The sequence below is a fragment of the Dyella choica genome (assembly GCF_003977665.1).
In the GTDB taxonomy this organism is placed as follows: Bacteria; Pseudomonadota; Gammaproteobacteria; order Xanthomonadales; family Rhodanobacteraceae; genus Dyella_B; species Dyella_B choica.
Window position 1 is genome coordinate 1 of sequence record NZ_RYYV01000038.1, and the last position, 20,574, is coordinate 20,574.

Genomic DNA, 20,574 nt, shown 5'->3' on the forward strand with positions numbered 1-20,574 from the left:
CGGTGCCGGCCTGGCACGCGGCTATCTGTACCGGCCCGCGCTCAGTGCGGCGCGTTTTGTCGCCGACCCGTTCGGTGCACCGGGTGGCCGCCTGTATCGCACCGGCGACGTGGTGCGCTGGCTGCCCGATGGCCAGCTCGATTACATCGGCCGGGCGGACCAGCAGGTCAAGATCCGTGGTTTCCGGATCGAACTGGGAGAAATCGAAGCCTGCCTGATGCGTCAGCCTGGCGTGGCACAGGCCGCCGTGATCGCCCGTGCAGGCACCGATGGCGAGAAGCAGCTGGTTGGCTATGTGGTGCCTGCGCAAGGCGCCACTCTCGACCCGATGGCGCTGCGCCGCTCGCTCAGCGAGCACTTGCCCGACTACATGCTTCCCGCTGCCCTGGTTGCCCTGGAAGGCCTGCCGCTCACCCTCAACGGCAAGCTAGATCACAAGGCCCTGCCGGCCCCGGCGCTGATGGCGCATACGTTGCAGCGGCTGCCGCGCACGCCGCAGGAAGACATCCTGGCCAGTCTGTTCGCCGAAGTGCTGGGGGTGCCCGCGGTGAGCATCGACGACAACTTCTTCGACCTGGGCGGCCACTCGTTGCTGGCCACCCGCCTGGTGGGCCGCATCCGCGCGGTGCTGGCGGTGGAGCTGCCCATCCGTGCCCTGTTCGAGGCGCCCACCGTGGCGGGGCTGACGACCCATCTGGACACCGGCAAGCGGGCACGCACTGCCCTGCAGCCGATGCCGCGTCCGGAGCGCATTCCGCTGTCTTTTGCGCAGCAGCGTTTGTGGTTCCTGCATCAGCTGGAAGGTCCCAGCCCGGTCTATAACGTTCCCCTGGCGCTGCGCTTGCGCGGCCCGCTTGACGCGGATGCCTTGCAAGCCGCGCTGCACGATGTGATGAGCCGCCATGAAAGCCTGCGTACGCTGTTTGTCGGCGACGAGCGTGGCGTCTATCAACAGGTCCTCGACAGTGCTGCCGCGTCCCTGCCCATTGAGCTGCTGGCATGTCCGGAAGCCGAACTCGCACAGCACCTGCAACGCTGCACGCAGTACTGCTTCGACTTTGCTCGGGAGCTGCCGTTGCGCGCGTGGCTGTTCGCGCTCGGTCCGGATGAGCACGTATTCCTGCTGCTAACCCATCACATGGTGACCGACGGCTGGTCATGGGGGCCGCTTGCGCACGACCTGAGTGAGGCTTATGCCGCCCGTTTGCAGCGGCGTGCGCCCGAGTGGCAGCCGCTTGCCGTGCAATATGCCGATTTCGCGCTGTGGCAACGCCGGATGCTGGACGACGAGACCGGCGCGGAAAGCCTGGCTCGGCAACAAAGCGCTTATTGGCACAAGACCCTGGCGGATGCGCCGGAACAACTGGCCTTGCCCGTGGACCGAGTGCCATCTTCGCGGCGCAGCCATCACGGCGATGTGGTGTATTTCGTGCTGGATGCTGACCTTCGCCGGCGCCTGCATGCCGTGGCGCGCGATCATCAGTGCACGCCTTTCATGGTGCTGCATGCTGCCGTGGCAGCCCTGCTGGCCAAGCTTGGCGCGGGTGACGATATCGTGCTCGGTACGCCAGTGGCTGGTCGCATCGATGATGCACTGCGCGAAATGGTCGGCTTCTTCGTCAATAACCTGGTGCTTCGCGTCGACCATTCCGGCCAACCCAGCTTCGCCGAACTGCTGTCACGCGTGCGCCGCACCGATCTTGCCGCTTACGAGCATCAGGATCTGCCGTTCGAGCGACTGGTGGATCTGCTCAATCCCTCGCGCAAGCTGACTCAGCAGCCTCTGTTCCAGGCAACGATGGTGCTGCAGAACAACAGTCGCGCCACACTCTCCCTGCAAGGACTGCACGCACAGGACGAGCCGGTGCATATGCCGTTCGCGCAAGGCGACCTGTATTTCGCCTTCGCCGAAGAAACGGACGGCACCTATCGCGCATGGATCCGTTACGCAACGGATATATTCGACCAAGCCACGGTGGATGCCATGGCGCAGCGGTTCGTGCGCTTGCTGCGGGGCGTGCTCGATGCGCCACAGCGGCCGCTGCCGGGCATCGATATGCTCGATCCGCGCGAACGCACGCAACTGCTGCAGGACTGGGGGCGAAGCGACCGAAGCATCGCCCCCGCCACGCTGCCGGACTTGTTTGAGCGCCACGTTGCGCAGTCCCCCGATGCGATCGCGGTCCTCTACGGCGAGCAGGCGTTGAGCTATGCCGAGCTGGATGCGCGGGCCAACCAGCTCGCGCACTACCTGATCAGTTATGGCATCGGTGAAGAATCCCTGGTCGCGCTTTGCGTGCACCGCTCGCCGTTATTCCTCATCGGCCTGCTGGGCATTCTCAAAGCCGGTGCGGCGTATCTGCCGATCGACCCGGGCTATCCGGCCGAGCGCATCACCTGGATGCTCGATGATGCGATGACGCCGCTGCTCATCACCGAATCGGCCGTCAGTGAGGATTTGCCTGCGCATTGGGCGCAACTGGTGGAGCTGGATACTCATCAGGAGCACATCGCCCAACAGCCACGGACTGCGCCTGCACGAAACACGGGCCCTGACAGTCTGGCCTACGCCATTTATACGTCGGGTTCCACCGGTACACCCAAGGGCGTGGCCCTCAGCCACCGCGGCATTGCCAGCCTTGCCGCGAGCCAGATCGAGTATTTCGCGGTCGCGCCGAGCTCGCGTGTCCTGCAGTTTGCGTCGCCCAGCTTCGACGCAGCGTTCTGGGAGTGCTGCATGGGTTTGTTGTCGGGAGCATGCCTGGTGCTTGCACCCGGCGATGAGCTGACTCCCGGCGATGCCTTGCTGCAGACCCTACGCAGGCACGCCATTACCCACGTCACGCTGCCGCCGGCGGTGTTGCCGGTCATGCTTTCGAACGAGCTTCCCGCCTGCACGCACTTGATCGTGGCGGGTGAGGCATGCCCGCCGACGGAAGTAGCGCGCTGGTCGGCCGGGCGCCGCATGTTCAATGCCTATGGACCGACCGAGGCCACGGTTTGTGCCACCGTGGGAGATCCGCTCGCCGGTGAGGTAACGCCGCCGATCGGCCGCCCCATTTTCAATGCGCGGGTCTATGTACTGGATGCAGCATTGCAGCCGGTACCGCCGGGTGTGGTCGGCGATCTCTATCTTGCTGGCGAGGGCCTGGCGCGCGGCTATCTGCACAAGCCCACACTGACTTCAGAGCGTTTCGTGGCTGATCCGTTCGTGTCGGGCGAGCGGATGTATCGCAGTGGCGACCTTGCGCGCTGGCGCACCGATGGCCAGCTTGACTTCCTGGGGCGCGCAGACAGCCAGGTGAAGATTCGCGGCTTCCGGGTGGAGCCGGGTGAAATCGAAGCGCGCCTGCAGCAGGACGGCTCTGTTGCGCAGGCCGCGGTAATCATGCGTGAGGACCAGCCAGGCCATCGGCAGTTGATCGCCTACGTCGTGCCCGCACAGGAGACGGACCAAGCCGAAGCGTGGGCATCGGCTTTACGAAAAGAACTCGCGGCGTCAGTGCCGGATTACCTGGTGCCCGCAGCGATCGTTCCGCTGACTGTGCTGCCACTGACGTCGAGCGGCAAGCTCGACCGGAAAGCCTTGCCGGCACCCGCGTTCCTGTCGAAAAGCAAACGCGAGCCGCGCAACACCAAGGAAACACGCCTGGCGGCATTGTTCTGCGATGTGCTCGGCGTCGAACACGCTGGCATCGATGACAGCTTCTTCGATCTTGGCGGACATTCCCTGCTCGCCACGACGCTGGTCAGTCGCATCCGTTCGGAGCTTGCGGCGGAGCTGCCGATCCGCGCGCTGTTCGAAACGCCTACGATTGCGCAGCTGGCCGACCAATTGATGCTTGACCATGTTGCTCGCGAACCACTGCGTCCGGTACAGCGCCCGGAGCGCATTCCGCTGTCTTTCGCGCAGCAGCGCCTGTGGTTCCTGCAGCAACTCGAAGGACCTAACGCCAATTACAACGTTCCGGTGGCGCGCCGGCTTGAGGGTGAACTGCAAGTCGACGTCTTGCAGGCAGCATTGGGCGACTTGCTGGAGCGGCATGAAAGCTTGCGCACCGTCTTGCAGCAGGATGAAGACGGCATATGGCAGATCGTGCTGCCCGCTGGAAGCGCGCGACTTTCACTGGAACACGTCACGTGTGATTCCACGCAGGTGCAGGAGCTGTTGCACAACCATTCCATGCACTGTTTCGATCTCGCCAGGGAGCTTCCGGTTCGTGCCTGGCTCTTCACGCTGTCTGCGCGTGAGCATGTACTGCTGATCCTGATGCATCACATCGCCAGCGATGGATGGTCGTGGGCGCCGTTCTTCCGCGATCTTGGCGAAGCTTATGCTTCACGCTTGGGCGGCAGCGTCCCTGCGTGGTCTGCGTTGCCGCTTCACTATGCCGATTACGCCTTGTGGCAGCGCGAGTGGCTGGGCGATGAGGACGATCCCGCCAGCGCCATCGCCGGGCAGATCAGGCATTGGAAAAAGGCGCTGAACAAGCTGCCGGAGCAATTGGAGCTTCCTGCCGACTTTCCACGCCCGGCTGTCTCCTCATATCGCGGCGAGCAATGGGGTTTCGAGCTGGATGCCGAAACTTACGAGAGCTTGCTGGATCTGGCCCGTAGCAGCCAGGCCAGCCTGTTCATGGTCTTGCACGCCGCGCTTGCCGTGCTGCTGAGCAAACTCGGCGGCGGAACGGATATACCGGTAGGCACTCCGATCGCCGGACGCACCGACAGCGCCCTGGACGAATTGATCGGGCTGTTCATCAATACCCTGGTGCTGCGCGCGGATGTTTCGGGAAATCCCAGCTTCCGTGAATTGCTCATGCAGGTGCGCCAGACCGATCTGGCTGCCTACGCCAATCAGGATCTGCCCTTTGAGCGACTGGTGGAGATCACCAATCCTGCCCGCTCGCTCAATCGCCACCCTTTGTTCCAGGTACTGCTAGCCCTGCAGAACAATGCGGAAGCCACGCTGGAGCTGCCGGGGCTGGTCGTCTCGCCCATCACCACCGGCTATAGCATCGCCAAGTTCGACCTGAGCTTTTCCTTCTTCGAACGGGTGGATTCCAGCGGAGAAAAAAACCTGCATGGCAATGTGCAGTATGCGACGGATCTCTACACGCAGGCCACCGCGCAAAGTTTCGCACGCCGGTTGCAGCGACTGCTGAAAACCGTGGCCGGGAATCCCGAGCTGCCTGTCAACGACGTTGAGCTTCTGGATCCGGAAGAGATACAGCAGCTGCTCGATGGCTGGAATCGTACACAAGCGGCCTATCCGCCCCATTTGGGCATCCATGAATTGTTTGCGTTGCGCGCGCAAGAGACGCCTGACGCGGTAGCGGTGGAAAGCGGACATGAGTCGCTCAGCTACCGGCAACTGGACCTGCTCGCCAACGCCATGGCCTGGCGCATGGTCGAGAGCGGAGTAAAGCCGGGTGATTGTGTTGCCATTTTGCTGCCGCGTGGCGTGTCGTTGGTAGTGGCCGAATTGGCTGCACTCAAAGCGGGCGCGATCTATGTGCCGATCGATGCGCAAGCGCCTGCCAGCCGTCAGTCCTGGGTGATCGAGGACTGCCGTGCGCGGCTGGTGCTGGGCGATGCAGCGACCAGCTTGCCGGAAGATTGCGTGGCTCCCCTGCTGCAGGTCGGGAACGACACCGCCCTGGCGCCGCCGCGGCTCGCCATGAGCGACGAAGCGCCTGCCTACGTCAAGTACACCTCCGGCTCAACCGGCACTCCCAAGGGCGTAGTGGTGCCACACCGGGCCATGAAGCGCCTGCTTTTCAACAATGGTTACGCGCAATTCGAGCGCGGTGACCGCATCGCATGGCTGGGCAATCCTGCCTTCGATATCAGTACGCTGGAAGTATGGGCGCCGCTGTTACATGGGGCATGCCTGGTGCCAGTGCCGCACGAGATCGTGTTGCAACCGGCGCTATTGCGCGAGCTGCTGGATGAGCGCGAGGTCAATGTACTGCACCTTACATCCGGCCTTTTCGCGCAAGTGACCGAAGTGCTTGGTCCGCTCATCCAGCGCAGGCTGCGTCTGCTGCTGGTAGGCGGCGATGCGGTCGATGCCGCTGCGGTGCGGCGCGTCTTGCAACAGTATCCGCCGCAGCAATTGCTGCATTGCTATGGTCCTACCGAAAGCACGACCTTTGCCACCACCTGCGTCATCGACGATGCGGATGTGCAACGGTTGCCGATCGGCACCCCGATCGGCAATACCCGCGTGTACGTGCTCGACGAGCGGGCCCGGCCCGTGCCGCCGGGCGTTGCCGGTGAACTGTATATCGGCGGCAAAGGGCTTGCGCATGGGTATCTGCGGCGTCCCGCACTCACTGCGCAACGCTTCGTCGCCGATCCGTACAGCCCGGTTCCCGGCGCGCGCATGTATCGCACGGGCGACCTGGTACGCCACCTGCCCGACGGCAAGCTGCTATTCCTGGGGCGTAACGACCAGCAGATCAAGATCCGCGGCTTCCGCGTCGAGCCGGGCGAAGTCGAAAACCGCCTTGCCCATTGTCCCCAGGTGCGCGAGGCCGTTGTCGTTGCCGGCGACGATGGCGCGGGCGCAAAGCGCCTGACCGCCTATGTGGTGAGAGATCATGCGGGGCAGGCATCCACTGACGAAGAATATGCCCGCGCGTTGCGGCGCATGCTGGCGGAGCTGCTTCCCGACTACATGGTGCCGGCGGCGATCGTGACGCTCGCTGCCTTGCCGCTGACGCCCAACGGCAAGCTGGACCGCAAAGCCCTTCCGGCACCGGAGTTCGTTTCCACCAGTTTGCGCGAACCGCAAACACAGATGGAGCGGACGCTCGCCACGCTATTTGCCGATGTGTTGGGACTGGAGCGGGTCGGCGTCGACGACAACTTTTTCGACCTGGGCGGCGACAGCATCAAGTCCATCCAGCTTGTGGCCCGCGCGCGCAAGGAGGGCATATCCATTACGCCGCGGCAGATCTTTGAAAACCAGGATGTCAGTTCCCTAGCTGATGTTGCGCGGCCAGGCGAAGGGGCACAGATGGAGATCGATACGGAACCGCTTGCCGAGCCGCTGGGTGCAGGAGAGTTGGAATTGCTCGATTCGATGTTCAACCAGACCTGAAGCCACCGAATATTCTCATGTCGACCATTGCCGAAATCCTGCCGTTGGCTCCGCTGCAACAAGGCCTGCTGTTTCATGCTTTGTATGATGAAAAGGCCGACGAGGCTTATCGCGTACAAATGGTGTTTGAGTTGCGCGGAGCCTTGGACGCCGAGCGGTTTGCCCGGGCCGCCGAAGCTTTGCTGCAACGTCACGCCAACTTGCGTGCGGCCTTCGTCCACGAAGGAATGGATCAGCCGCGCCAGGTCATTCCGCACAACGTGGTGTTGCCGTGGCATTGGGTCGATCTGTCGAACGCCGACGAACATGCGCAACAATCCGCCTTGCGGAAGCTGATCGAGGAGGATCGGCAGAAAGGTTTCAATCCGGCCCGCCCTCCCCTGTTGCGTTTTACGCTTGTACGGATCGCATCCGGCTGCCACCGGCTCATTCTCAGCCAGCACCACATTCTGCTGGACGGCTGGTCGATTCCCTTGCTGCTGAAGGAATGGCTCGCTTTGTACGAATCCGATGGCGACGCTTCTGCGTTGCCGCCGGTCGTGCCCTTTCGCAATTACCTCGCTTGGCTGAAAAAGCAGGACGCCGAAGCTGCCCGCGATGCCTGGCGCAGCTATCTCGATGGCCTGGAAGCACCCTTCCGACTGGTCGACAAGCTTCCCGATGAGGCGCCGATCACGTGCAGCTACACCCTGCACCTCTCCAGCGCCTTGAGCGATGCACTGGCGCAGCAGGCGCGTCGCTTGCGACTTACGCAGAACACCTTGATTCAGGCGGCCTGGGCCTTGCTGCTGGGGCGGCTGAGCGGGCGCGATGACGTGATGTTCGGCATGACGGTTTCCGGCCGCCCGCCGCAGCTGCCGGGTGTCGAAAACATGATCGGCATGCTGCTGAATACCTTGCCGTTGCGCGTGCGCCTGCATCCCGCGCAATCGCTTGGCGCCCTGGCGCAATCGATCCAGGTGCAGCAGGTCCAACTGCTGGACCATCAGCATTTGAGCCTGAGCGAGATCCAGCGCGTGGCCGGCCTGGGCGAACTGTTCGACACCCACGTGGTGTTCGAGAACACGCCGATCAGCCGCGTGGCCGACAAGCCGGAGGACGATGCGCTGCAACTGGATTTCCTTGAGCGCACTGGTGGCGACCGCACGCATTATCCGCTTGGCCTGTGCGCGATTCCGCGTGCGCAACTGGAACTGCGCTTGGGCTATCGGCCCGATGTGTTCGACCAGGCGGCGGTGCAGGTTATCGCTGTGCGTCTGCAACGTGCGCTGGAAGCCATCGCCTACGACATCGACCGTCCATTGGGCCAGTTGGACCTGCTGGAAGACGCTGAACGCCAACAGCTGTTGCATCACTGGAACGATTCCGCCCATCCGCTGCCGTCAGCCACGCTGGTGGAGCTGTTCCAGCACACGCTTGAACGTTTCCCTGATGCCGTCGCCTTGCGCGATGACACCCACACGCTGAGCTACCGTGAACTCGATGCCCGCGCCAACCGGCTGGCCCACTGGCTGGTCGATCAGGGCGCGGGGCCTGAACGCATCATCGCCCTGGCCTTGCCGCGGTCGCTGGACCTGTTCGTGGCCGTGCTGGCCGTGCTCAAAAGCGGTGCGGCCTATCTGCCGCTGGATCCGGAGTATCCGGCCGAACGCCTGGCCTTGATGGTGGCCGATGCGGCGCCGTTGTGCATTCTGACCGGGCATGAACAAGCAGCACGCCTGCCAAGCGATGTGCCGTGGCACGACCTGGATGAGGTGTGGCCGCGCGTGGCGGTATACCCGGACACGCTTCCGGTCACCGCGCTGCATGCGTCGCATCCGGCGTACCTGATCTACACCTCCGGTTCTACCGGACGCCCCAAAGGGGTGCTGGTCTCCCATCACGCACTGGCCAATTACCTGCGCTGGGATCACGCCACCTATTACCAGGCCGGCCAGGGCGGCTCGCCCACCGTGTTCTCGATCAGCTTCGATGCCGGTGTCACCACGGTGTTCGGTGGCTTGTTATCCGGCCAGGGCCTGACGGTGCTGCCGTCGGGGGAAGAAATCGATCGTCTTGCCAGTGGCCAGCCGGCGGCGTATCGGCTGGTCAAGCTCACGCCCTCGCACCTGGCCCTGCTCAATCAGCAGTTGCAGGCCCACGACGTGGCGATGCCCACGCAGTGCTTGATGTGCGGCGGCGAAGCCATGGTGCCGGCGGATATGGCCTATTGGCAGCAACGCTATCCGCAGGTGCGTCTGATCAATCACTTCGGTCCGACCGAAACCACGGTGGGCTGTGCCACGTTCGAGATCACCCAGGATGTGGCGCAGCACAGCGCCATTCCGATTGGCCGGCCGATCTGGAATGCCCAGCTGTATGTGCTTGACGCCGCCTTGCAGCCGGTGCCGGCGGGCGTGGCGGGTGAGTTGTATATCGCGGGCGAAGGCCTGGCGCGTGGTTATCTGCGCCGCCCGGCACTGAGTGCCGAGCGATTCGTGGCCAACCCGTTCGGCGTGCCGGGCAGCCGCATGTATCGCACCGGCGATCGCGTGCGCTGGTTGGCGGAGGGCGTGGTCGACTATCTGGGACGTGCGGATCATCAGGTGAAGATTCGCGGCTTCCGCGTGGAGCCGGGCGACATCGAGGCCGCGTTGCTACGCGTGCCGTCATTGAGCCAGGCGGCGGTGGTCGCCCGCCAGGACCAGGGGGTGACGCGGCTGGTGGCCTATGTGGTGGGCGATGGCAGTCCCGATCCGGCCCAGCTGCGCCGTGTGTTGGCGTCGCAACTGCCCGATTACATGGTGCCCGCGGCGATCATGCCGCTTAAGGCCTTGCCGCTCACGCCCAACGGCAAGCTCGATCGCCGCGCCCTGCCGGCGCCGAGTTTTCAATCCTCCAGCCAGCGGATGCCGCGTAACGAACGGGAAACCCTGCTTGCGCAGCTGTTCGCGCAGGTGTTGCGCCTGGAACAGGTCGGCATCGACGAGAGTTTCTTTGACCTGGGCGGTGACAGCATCAGTTCGTTGCAGTTGGTCGGCCGTGCACGCAAGGCTGGCCTGGTGCTCAAGCCCAAGGATGTGTTCGTCCATCAGACCGTCGCCGCGCTCGCCGCGCTTGGGAACGCCGAGCAATCCGGCAAAGCCGGCGAAAGCGATACCGCCACGGGTGTATTGCCGCTGACGCCAGTCATGCACCGGCTATTGCAATCCGGCGGCTCCATCGAGCGTTTTCATCAATCCAGCCTGTTGCATCTGCCCGCAGGCATCGATGCCCAACGTCTTGCGCAAGCATTGCAAGCCGTGCTCGATTGCCACGACATCCTGCGTCTGCGCCTGCGCCGCGCTACCTCCGCGATCGCGGATGGCGAGATCCTTCCGCGCGAAGCTTTGCACGCACGCGACGTGATAACGCGCATCGACATCGGCGATCTCGATGATCACAGCATGAAGGCCTGCCTCGCACACGCCCGTGAAGAGGCCGAGGCACGGCTCGCTCCCGATGCAGGCGCGATGGTGCAGGCGGTATGGCTTGACGCAGGCATGGATCGATCAGGGCGATTGCTGCTGATCCTGCATCACCTGGTGGTCGACGGTGTGTCGTGGCGCATCCTGATACCTGACCTGCTCGCTGCGTGCAACGACGTCATCGCAGGGCGGCTTCCTGTGCTGGAGCCGGCAGCCAGTTCGTATCGCCACTGGGCACAGCGCCTGCAAGCAGAGGCACGTTCGCCGCAGCGTGTTGCCGAACTGCCGATGTGGAAAGCCATCCTGGAAAGCGCCGATCCGCTGTGGTCGGCGCGGGCGCTGGACCCACAGCGCGATACGGTGCAGACCTCGCAAGGATTGAAGCTGGTTCTGCCCGCCTCGGTATCCACCGAGTTGCTGACTCGCGCGCCGGCCTTGTTGCATGCGCGCATCAATGAATTGCTGTTGACCGGCTTCGCCGTGGCCGTGGCCCGTTGGCGCCGGCGGCGAGACCACCATGCAGGCAGCGGCGTACGCATGGAATGGGAAGGCCATGGCCGCGAAGACCTGTTCGATGGCGTTGATCTCAGCCGCACCGCAGGATGGTTTTCTACCCACGTGCCGGTGCTGCTCGATGCAGGCCAATCGCCAAGCGCCGATGCCGATGCGCTGAAGCTCATCAAGGAACAATTGCGCCGCATTCCCGACAACGGCATCGGCTATGGCCTGTTGCGCTACCTGAATCCGGAAACTTCGAAAGCGCTGCAGGCATGCGCGCCCGCCCAGATCGGCTTCAACTACCTTGGCCGCTTCGTTGCCGCGTCCGCCGCTCAGCCAGGCGATGCCTCTGGCGACCTCAGCGGCGGCAGCGACCGGGACCGGCCGCTGCCCTACCCGGTGGCCTTGAATGCGATTGCCTACGAATCCGGCGGCAGCATGGAACTCCATGCGCACTGGTTGTGGGCAGCCGAGCTGTTTGCCGAAGAAGACATCCGCGAGCTGGCACAGGGCTGGTTCGATGCACTGACCTCGCTGGTCACGCACGCGCGCACGGCGCAAGACTGCAACCTTACGCCCTCGGACTTGCCGCTGGTCACGCTCACGCAGGCGCAGATCGACACACTGGCAAGCCGCTACCCCACTCTGCTCGACGTGCTGCCGATGTCACCGATGCAGCAGGGCTTCCTGTTCCGCGCCCTGCTTGATGATGGCGATACCGGAAGCTACATCGTGCAACGCGTGATGCACCTGCACGGTGCGCTGGACCCCGACACGATGCGCCGCTCCTGCGCGGCGCTGCTTGAACGGCACGTCAACCTGCGCGCCGGTTTTGCGCATGAAGGCCTCGATCAGCCCGTGCAGGTGACCACGCGCGATTTCGCGCTGCCCTGGCACTACGCCGATCTTTCGCAGCTGACCGAGGCGCAGCGCGAGCAGACCCTGCAGCAATTGCTGGATGAAGATCACGCCAAACGCTTTGATCCGGCCACCCCGCCGCTGATCCGCTTCACCCTGGCCAGAATGGACGCGCGTCATCACGTACTGGTCAGTACCAATCATCACGTGCTGATCGATGGCTGGACATGGCTGATCCTGCTCGGCGATCTCATGGCGCTGTATGCCGCGCGCGGCGACGGCGATGGCTTGCCGCCGGTGGCTCCGTATCGCGATTATCTGGCATGGCTCGCCCGGCAGGACCGGCATGCCGCACGCGCCGCATGGGCGCAATATCTGCAAGGCCTGGAAGAACCGACCCTGGTTGCGCCGGACGCTCCGGCCATGGGGCCGATGCAGCACACGCTGCGATTGATGCTGAGCGAATCGGCAACCACCGCGATCCAGCAAAAGTTGCGCCGCCATGGCGTCACCTTGAATACGCTGGTGCAGGTGACGTGGGGGCTTTCCCTGGGGTCGCTCACCGGTCGCCAGGACGTCACCTTCGGCATCGTGGTCGCCGAGCGCCCGCCTGAGCTGCCCCATGCGGAACGGATGGCGGGCCTGATGATCAACGCCCTGCCGTCGCGTGTGCGCTGGGCGCCCCATGAAAGCCTGATGCAGGTTACCGAACGTCTGCAGCGCGAGCAGGTGCAATTGCTGGAGCACAATCACCTTGGATTGATCGATATTCAAAAACTGGCGGGATTGGGCGATCTTTTTGACACCCATCTGGTTTTTGAAAACTATCCGTTCGATCCGGAGGCGCTCAACCAGCCGGAAGAAGAAGCCTTACGCGTGGAAATGCGCGGAGGCCAGGGCGGTGCCAGTTCGCACTATCCGTTAGGCCTCTGGGTAAGCCCAGGCAAGCAGCTTGGCCTGCAGATCGGCTATCGCCCTGACGTGTTCGCACGCGATGCGATCGACATTTTCGCGCAGCGTATGCAGCGCTGGCTCGAAGCCTTTGCGATGGACCCGGATCAGCCGATCGGGCGCATACGCACGCTGACCGACAGCGAACGCCAGATGCTGCTGCACGATTGGAATCCCGCGGCTCTCCCGGTCGCGCCGGCAACCTTGCCGGAATGCTTCGAAGCGCAGGCCATGCGCACGCCCGATGCGATCGCGGTGAAGTTCGAGCGGCAGGCCGTGAGTTACCGCGAACTCAACGAACGCGCGAATCGATTGGCGCACCGCCTGATCGCGGACGGCATCGGCCCCGAACAGAGGGTGGCTATCGCCCTGCCGCGCTCGGTTGAGCTGGTGATAGCAGTGCTCGCGGTGTTGAAGGCAGGTGCGGCCTATCTGCCGCTGGACCCGGATTATCCTGCCGATCGCCTCGCCTTCATGCTCGAGGATGCGAAGCCGGCGCGCATATTGACGCTGCGTGACGTGGCCGCGCATTTGCCGCAGCAAGCGCGCAGCACCCATCCCGACACGAATCCAGGCGTGGATGCGTCGTCTTCCAATCGGGTTGTTGCATTGCGTGCGACATCGCCAAGCACCACCGCCGAGGCCACTGCGGAGTTCGAACGCTTAAGCAACGTACCGTCCGCCCTGGAGCGAGACGCCTCAGCGTCGCTCGACCCCACCGAGCAGGTGCAGTTGCTGGTCGAGTGGAACGACACCGCGCATGCACCGCCAGCCTTGCTGCTCCCGCAATGGCTGGAGCAGCAGGCGGCCGCAACACCCGACGCTGTCGCCATCATCGACGGGGAGTCGAGGATCGATTACCGCGAACTGCATGCACGCGCCAATCGTCTTGCTCACGCACTGGTCGACGATGGCATCGGCGTCGAAGACATCGTGGCGATCGCGTTGCCACGCTCGATCGACATGATCGTCGCCGTGCTGGCCGTGCTCAAGAGCGGTGCGGCCTATCTGCCGCTGGACATCACCTACCCCGCCAAGCGCCTCGCCTTCATGCTGGAGGATGCACGCCCTGTGCGCGTACTCACCCTGCGCGCGGTAGCGGAGTCCCTACCCAACGATGCGCCGCTGTGGTGTCTGGACGACCCGGCCTATGGCCAGGTGCTTGCGGGAGATCCTGGCAGTGCTCCTTTGGACAGCGCTCGCGCAGGCGCATGGCACCCGGATCATCTTGCGTATGTGATCTACACCTCCGGCTCCACGGGCCGCCCCAAAGGCGTCACGATCACCCATGCCGGCCTTGCCAATTATCTGCAGTGGGCGGTACAGGCCTATGCTTCGCGTGGCAGCGCTGCCATCACTACGTCGCTGGCGTTCGATGCCACCGTCACCAGCCTGTATCTGCCGCTGCTGACCGGACAGGCGCTGTATCTGCTGCCGGAGCAACAGGCATTTGAAACCCTGGCGGCGCAAATGGCAGACACCGCTTCCATCGGGTTGTTGAAACTGCCGCCAGCGCAGATGGACGCGCTCAGCGCACTGGGCGCGCTCGACATGGCAGGTCACGTGGTGGTGGGCGGCGAGGCGCTGCGTCCGCACAGTGCCATGCACTGGCTGCAGCATTCGCCCCATTCAACGATGATCAACGAATACGGCCCGACCGAGACGGTCGTGGGCTGCGTCGCTCATGCCGTCACCCCGGCGGACCTGCAGGCTGCGCGCATACCGATCGGGCGGCCGATCTGGAACACACGCGTATACGTGCTGGATGCGTTCTTGAAGCCAGTGCCCAAGGGCGTTGCAGGCGAGCTGTATATCGCCGGCGCTGGCGTCGCGCGCGGTTATCTCCACCAGCCGGGCCTGACTGCGCAGCGTTTCGTTGCCGATCCGTTTGCCGGCAAAGGCAGCCGCATGTATCGCAGTGGCGACCTGGTGTGCTGGCTGCCGGACGGCCGTCTCGATTTCCTCGGCCGTCTTGACGCGCAGGTCAAGATCCGCGGCTTCCGCATTGAGCCGGGCGAAATAGAAGCCTGCCTGTTGCGCGATCCTCGCGTGGCGCAGGCAGCGGTAATCATGCGCGAGGATCAGCCGGGCAACCCGCAGCTGATTGCCTACGTGATAGCCGCCGAACAGGCCGAATGCGGCGCGGACTGGCCGCGTCCGCTGCGTGAGGCCCTGGCGGTTTCGCTGCCCGGCTACATGATGCCAGTGGCCATTGTGGCGCTCGATGCGCTGCCATTGACGCCGCACGGCAAGCTCGACCAGGAGGCGCTGCCTGCACCGGTGTTCCTTTCCGCCAGCTCGCGCACACCGCGCACGCCGCAGGAGGAAACCCTTGCGGCGCTCTTTGCCCAGGTATTGGGTGTGGAGCGCGTAGGCATCGATGACAGTTTCTTCGACCTCGGCGGCCATTCGCTGCAGGCCATGCGTCTGATCAGCCGCATACGCCATGCTTTCGGTATCGAAATCGGAATGCGTCATCTGTTCGAAGCGCCCACGCCGGCGGAGCTGGCAGGTCATCTGGCCAAAGGCGCGCTTGCGCACCGGCCGCCGGCGCTCATGGCGCGGCCGCAGCGTGTTCCGTTGTCATTTGCCCAGCAGCGTCTGTGGTTCCTGGATCGCCTGGAAGGATCCAGCGCGGCGTACAACATTTCGCTGGCTTTGCGCCTGTCGGGCCGGCTTGATGGCGACGCACTGGAAGCGGCTTTGCAGGACGTCGTGCATCGGCATGAAAGCCTGCGCACGCTGATCGCCGGAGACGGCGACGTCGCCCATCAGGTGGTGCTGCCGGCCGGGCGCGCCCGCGTGACCTGCACGCGCGAGGAGGTGGACGAATCGCGCCTGCAAAGGGCCATCGACGACGCGGCGGGACAGCACTTTGCCTTGGATGCCGACATTCCGGTACGTGCGTGGCTGTTCCGCATGAGCGCACACGATCACCTGCTATTGCTGGTCATCCACCACATCGCCGGCGATGATGCATCGCTCGCGCCGTTGTCGCGTGACCTGTCACTTGCCTATGCTGCGCGCTCCAGGGGGCTGGCGCCCGAGTGGGCTCCGTTGCCGTTGCAGTACGCTGATTACAGCCTGTGGCAGCGCGAGTGGCTGGGGGAGGCATCCGATCCGGATAGCCTGCTCGCCAGGCAAACGCTGTATTGGCGCGAAGCCCTGGCCGACCTGCCCGAGCAGATCGAGCTGCCGACCGACCACCCGCGCCCGGCTACAGCCAGCCATCGTGGCGGCGTCATTACATGCCATATCGATCCGAACACCTACACCGCACTGCAGGCAGTCGCGCGCCGCAGCCGGGCAAGCCTGTTCATGCTGCTGCATGCCGCCGTTGCGGCATGGCTTTCCAGGCTCGGGGCCGGCGATGACATTGCCTTGGGGGTCCCTGTTGCGGGGCGTCGCGACGAGGAGCTCGACGCATTGGTGGGCTTCTTCGTCAATACCGTGGTGTTGCGCGCGGATACCTCCGGCAATCCCCGTTTCCGTCAATTGCTCGAACGAGTGCGTGACGCCGACCTGGCCGCTTACATGCATCAGGATTTGCCGTTCGAGCGCCTGGTTGAGGCGCTCAGGCCGGCACGGTCCAGGTCCTATCATCCGCTGTTCCAGGTGATGCTGGCGCTGGAAAACCAGGTCGATTTCGCTCCGCTGCTGGGCGCCGTGGAAGCCGTGAAGCAGGCCGTGCAGCCGCACGCAAAATTCGACCTTGCGTTGCATTTCGTCGAAAGCCAGGCCGGCCTTTCCGTGCGGGTGGAATACGCTGCCGATCTGTTCGAACGTGAAAACGTGGCGCATATGGTGCAGCGCCTGACGCGTTTGCTTGGTGTTGTCGCTGAATCTCCCGATCTGCATCTGGGCGACATCGACTTGCTGGACGCGGCAGAGCACAGAGCCTTGCAGCAGGATTGGCAAGGCGTGGCAACGGCGATGGATCAACGTTGCCTGCCGCAGTGGATCGAACAACAAGCTGCGGCGACCCCTGACGCAATCGCCCTGCGTATCGATGGCTTGGTGTTGCACCATGGCGAACTGAATGCCCGCGCCAATCAGCTGGCACGCCATCTGATCAGCTTGGGCGCAGGGCCCGAGGCAATTGTCGCCATCGCGCTGCACCGTTCGGCGGAACTACTGGTGGCCATGCTCGCTGTACTGAAGAGCGGCGCGGCCTATCTGCCACTGGATCCGTCTTATCCGCAGGATCGCCTCGCCTATATGGTCGAGGATGCAGGTGTCACGCTGATCATCAGCGATCACGAAACCGGACTTGCAGCAAGCGCTACGGTGCAACGGGTTGATCTGTCACAGTCAGCCTTGCTTGAAATCCTGGCTCAAGCCGATGCGCATGATGTGGCTGATGCAGAGCGCAGACAGCGCCTGCTGCCGCTGCATCCAGCCTACGTGATCTACACGTCCGGCTCGACCGGTCGGCCCAAGGGCGTGGTGGTGAATCATCGCGGCATCGTCAACTTCCTTGTGTCGATGCACGCCGCGCTGGATTTCAGCGCCGCCGACTGCATGCTTGCCGTGACCACCGTGGGTTTCGATATTGCCGGGCTGGAGCTGTTCCTGCCGCTGATCAGCGGGGCGAGCATCGTGCTTGCGCGACGCGAAACCGTGCTTGATCCCGCCGCCCTGCTCCAACTGGTCGCCGATAGCCGGGCGACCGTACTGCAGGCCACGCCCACGCTATGGCGCGAACTGGCCGATGCCGACCATGGAAGCTTGCGCGGCTTGCGTGCGCTCACCGGTGGCGAAGCGCTGCCCGCGGCGCTGGCGGAAAAGCTGAGCGCGGCGGGCGCGCAGATCGTCAATCTTTATGGTCCGACCGAAACGACGGTTTGGTCCAGCCTGGACGTTCTTGCGGTCTCCGGCGACGGTGCGGTGTCGATCGGACGGCCGATCCAGAATACGCAATTCCATGTGCTGGACGCGTTGTTGCTACAGGTACCGATCGGAGTACCCGGAGAGCTTTTCATTGCAGGCGAAGGCTTGGCGCGCGGCTATCTTCGGCGCGCCTCGTTGAGTGCCGAACGCTTTGTTGCCAATCCTTATGGTGCAGCAGGCAGCCGCATGTACCGTACCGGCGACCTGGTGCGCCGGCGCGCTGACGGACGGGTGGACTTCATCGCCCGCGTCGACAATCAGGTGAAGATACGCGGCTTCCGCATCGAACTCGGCGAAATCGAAGCGTCCCTGCTTCGCGATCCTGCGGTAGCGCAGGCCGTGGTGATGGCTCGCGACGACGCGGCCGGCCACAAACAGCTGGTTGCCTACGTCGTGCTGGCCACCGACCAGGAACAGGCGCATCCGAATCCGGCCCATGCCCTGCGCCAGGATCTGGCCGCCGCCTTGCCGAACTACATGGTGCCGGCCACGGTCATGGTGTTGCCGGCGATGCCGCGGACCGCAAACGGCAAGCTCGATCGCAAAGCCTTGCCTGCACCGGATTTCACCGTGCAGCAGCGACGCGCTCCGCGGACGCCGCAGGAAGAAATCCTGGCTGGCTTGTTTGCCGAAGTGCTTGGCCTGGATGTGGTCGGCATCGACGACAGCTTTTTCGACCTGGGTGGCCACTCACTGCTCGCCACGCGGCTTATCAGCCGTATTCGCTCCGGCCTGCAAGTGGAGCTGCCGATCCAGCTTCTATTCGATATGCCCACCGTGGCGGCGCTCGCCTCGCAGCTTGGTTCCACCGATGCGGCGCGCGCGGCCCTGCGTTGCGTCGAGCGCCCGGCCGTCGTTCCGTTGTCGTTCGCGCAGCAACGCCTGTGGTTCCTGCATCAGCTCGAAGGGCCGCGTCCCTACAACTTGCCTGTCGCGCTCCGGCTCGAAGGCGCGCTCGATGCTGCAGCGCTACACATGGCGTTGTGTGATGTCGTCGCGCGCCATGAAAGTCTCCGTACGGTATTCGCGGAGCACCAAGGCGTTGGCGCGCAATGCGTATTGCCCACGGACGCGCTCCAGCCCGAGCTCACGCGCGTGCCGAGCAGCGAGGCGCAACTGCCAGCCCAGCTCATCGAGGCGGGGACGTATAGCTTCCTGCTCGAGCGCGAACTGCCGGTACGCGCATGGCTGTTCGAGCTGGGCGAACGCCAGCAAGTGTTGCTGCTGTTGGTGCACCACATCGCTGCCGATGGCTGGTCGTTGGCGCCGCTGGCCCGCGACCTTGGGCATGCCTACACGGCGCGATGCCTGGGCCGGCCACCCTCGTGGTCGCCGCTGCCAGTGCAATACGTTGATTACACGTTGTGGCAGCAACAACTGCTCGGCGAAGATTACAGTCCCGGCAGTGAGATGGCGCGACAGCTTGCTTACTGGACCGAGACGCTGGCTGACCTGCCGCGCAAGCCCACCCTGCCCACCGATCACTCGCGCCCCGCACAGGCCAGCCAGCGCGGCGATCATGTGAGCCTGGATATCGATGCCGGACTGCACGGCCAACTGCTGCAGCTGGCACGCGATCATCGCGCCACCTTGTTCATGGTGCTGCATGCCTGTATTGCCGTGCTGCTGTGCGAATTCGGGGCGGGTCGGGACATCACGATAGGTACGCCGGTAGCCGGTCGTGGCGACGAGGCGCTGGATGACCTGGTTGGTTTCTTCGTCAACACCCTGGTGCTGCGCACCCGGATCCCGGGCCATGCAAGCTTCCAGCAGTTGCTGGCCGAGGTGCGCGCCAACGACCTGGCCGCCTATGCGCATCAAGACCTGCCGTTTGAGCGCCTGGTGGAGTCCCTCAATCCGGTGCGCTCGCCTGCGTACCATCCGCTGTTCCAGGTGTTGCTGGCCGTGCAGGACGGCGATGACCCGCTGCCAGCGCTGCCCGGCCTGCATGTTTCGCCGCAGAGGTCGGGCACATCCGGCGCCAGCCGCTTCGATCTCCTGTTCAACGTGATCGAACGCCGTGATGCGCAAGGCGCGGCGGCAGGTCTGTCGCTGGGTCTCGCGTTCTCGCTGGATCTGTTCGAGCCTGCCACGATGCAGGCATTGATCGAACGCCTGCGCGATCTGTTCATGGCGGCCGTGAAGTCGCCGCACGATCCGATAGCGTCGTGGGCGCCCACGGCACTACCGTTGCGCGGCGAGCGTTTGCTATGCCTTGACGACGATGCGGAAATCGAAGCGCTGGCACGCTGTGCGAGCAGCAACCCGCGCGACGAAGATCGGGTGTGCCCGTTGCGCAGCGAGCATCCGGCCTATGTGATCTACACCTCCGGTTCGACCGGACGTCCCAAGGGTGCGGTCATTCCGCACCAGAACGTGGTGCGCCTGCTTGCCAACACGCGGCACTGGTTCAACTTCGGTGCCGATGAAGTATGGACGCTGTTCCACTCCTATGCGTTCGACTTCTCGGTCTGGGAACTATGGGGGCCACTGCTGCATGGGGGCCGGGTGGTGGTAGTGCCCTTCTCCGTCAGCCGTTCGCCCGGGGAGTTTCTGCAATTGCTGGTGGACGAGCGCGTCACCGTGCTCAATCAGACGCCGTCGGCTTTCTACCAGCTGATGCAGGCCGATCGCGAGCAGCCCGGGCTGGGCGCGCAGCTGGCGTTGCGCTGGGTGATCTTCGGCGGCGAAGCGCTGGAACTGGCCAGGCTGCATGAATGGTACGAACGGCATGCCGATACGCAGCCGCGCCTGGTCAACATGTACGGCATCACCGAGACCACGGTGCATGTGACTTATGTGGCGCTGGATCGCGCGGCCATC

At 64.1% G+C, this 20,574-nt stretch carries 2 protein-coding genes; both read left to right on the top strand.

The window, feature by feature from the left end:
• The coding region (locus EKH80_RS22930; protein WP_126687131.1) for a non-ribosomal peptide synthetase at positions 1-7,108 on the top strand (7,108 nt) is incomplete at its 5' end.
• A 17-nt stretch (positions 7,109-7,125) separates the two neighbouring features.
• Positions 7,126-20,574 (top strand): non-ribosomal peptide synthetase (locus EKH80_RS22935; protein ID WP_126687132.1); only part of this gene is annotated, 13,449 nt, incomplete at its 3' end.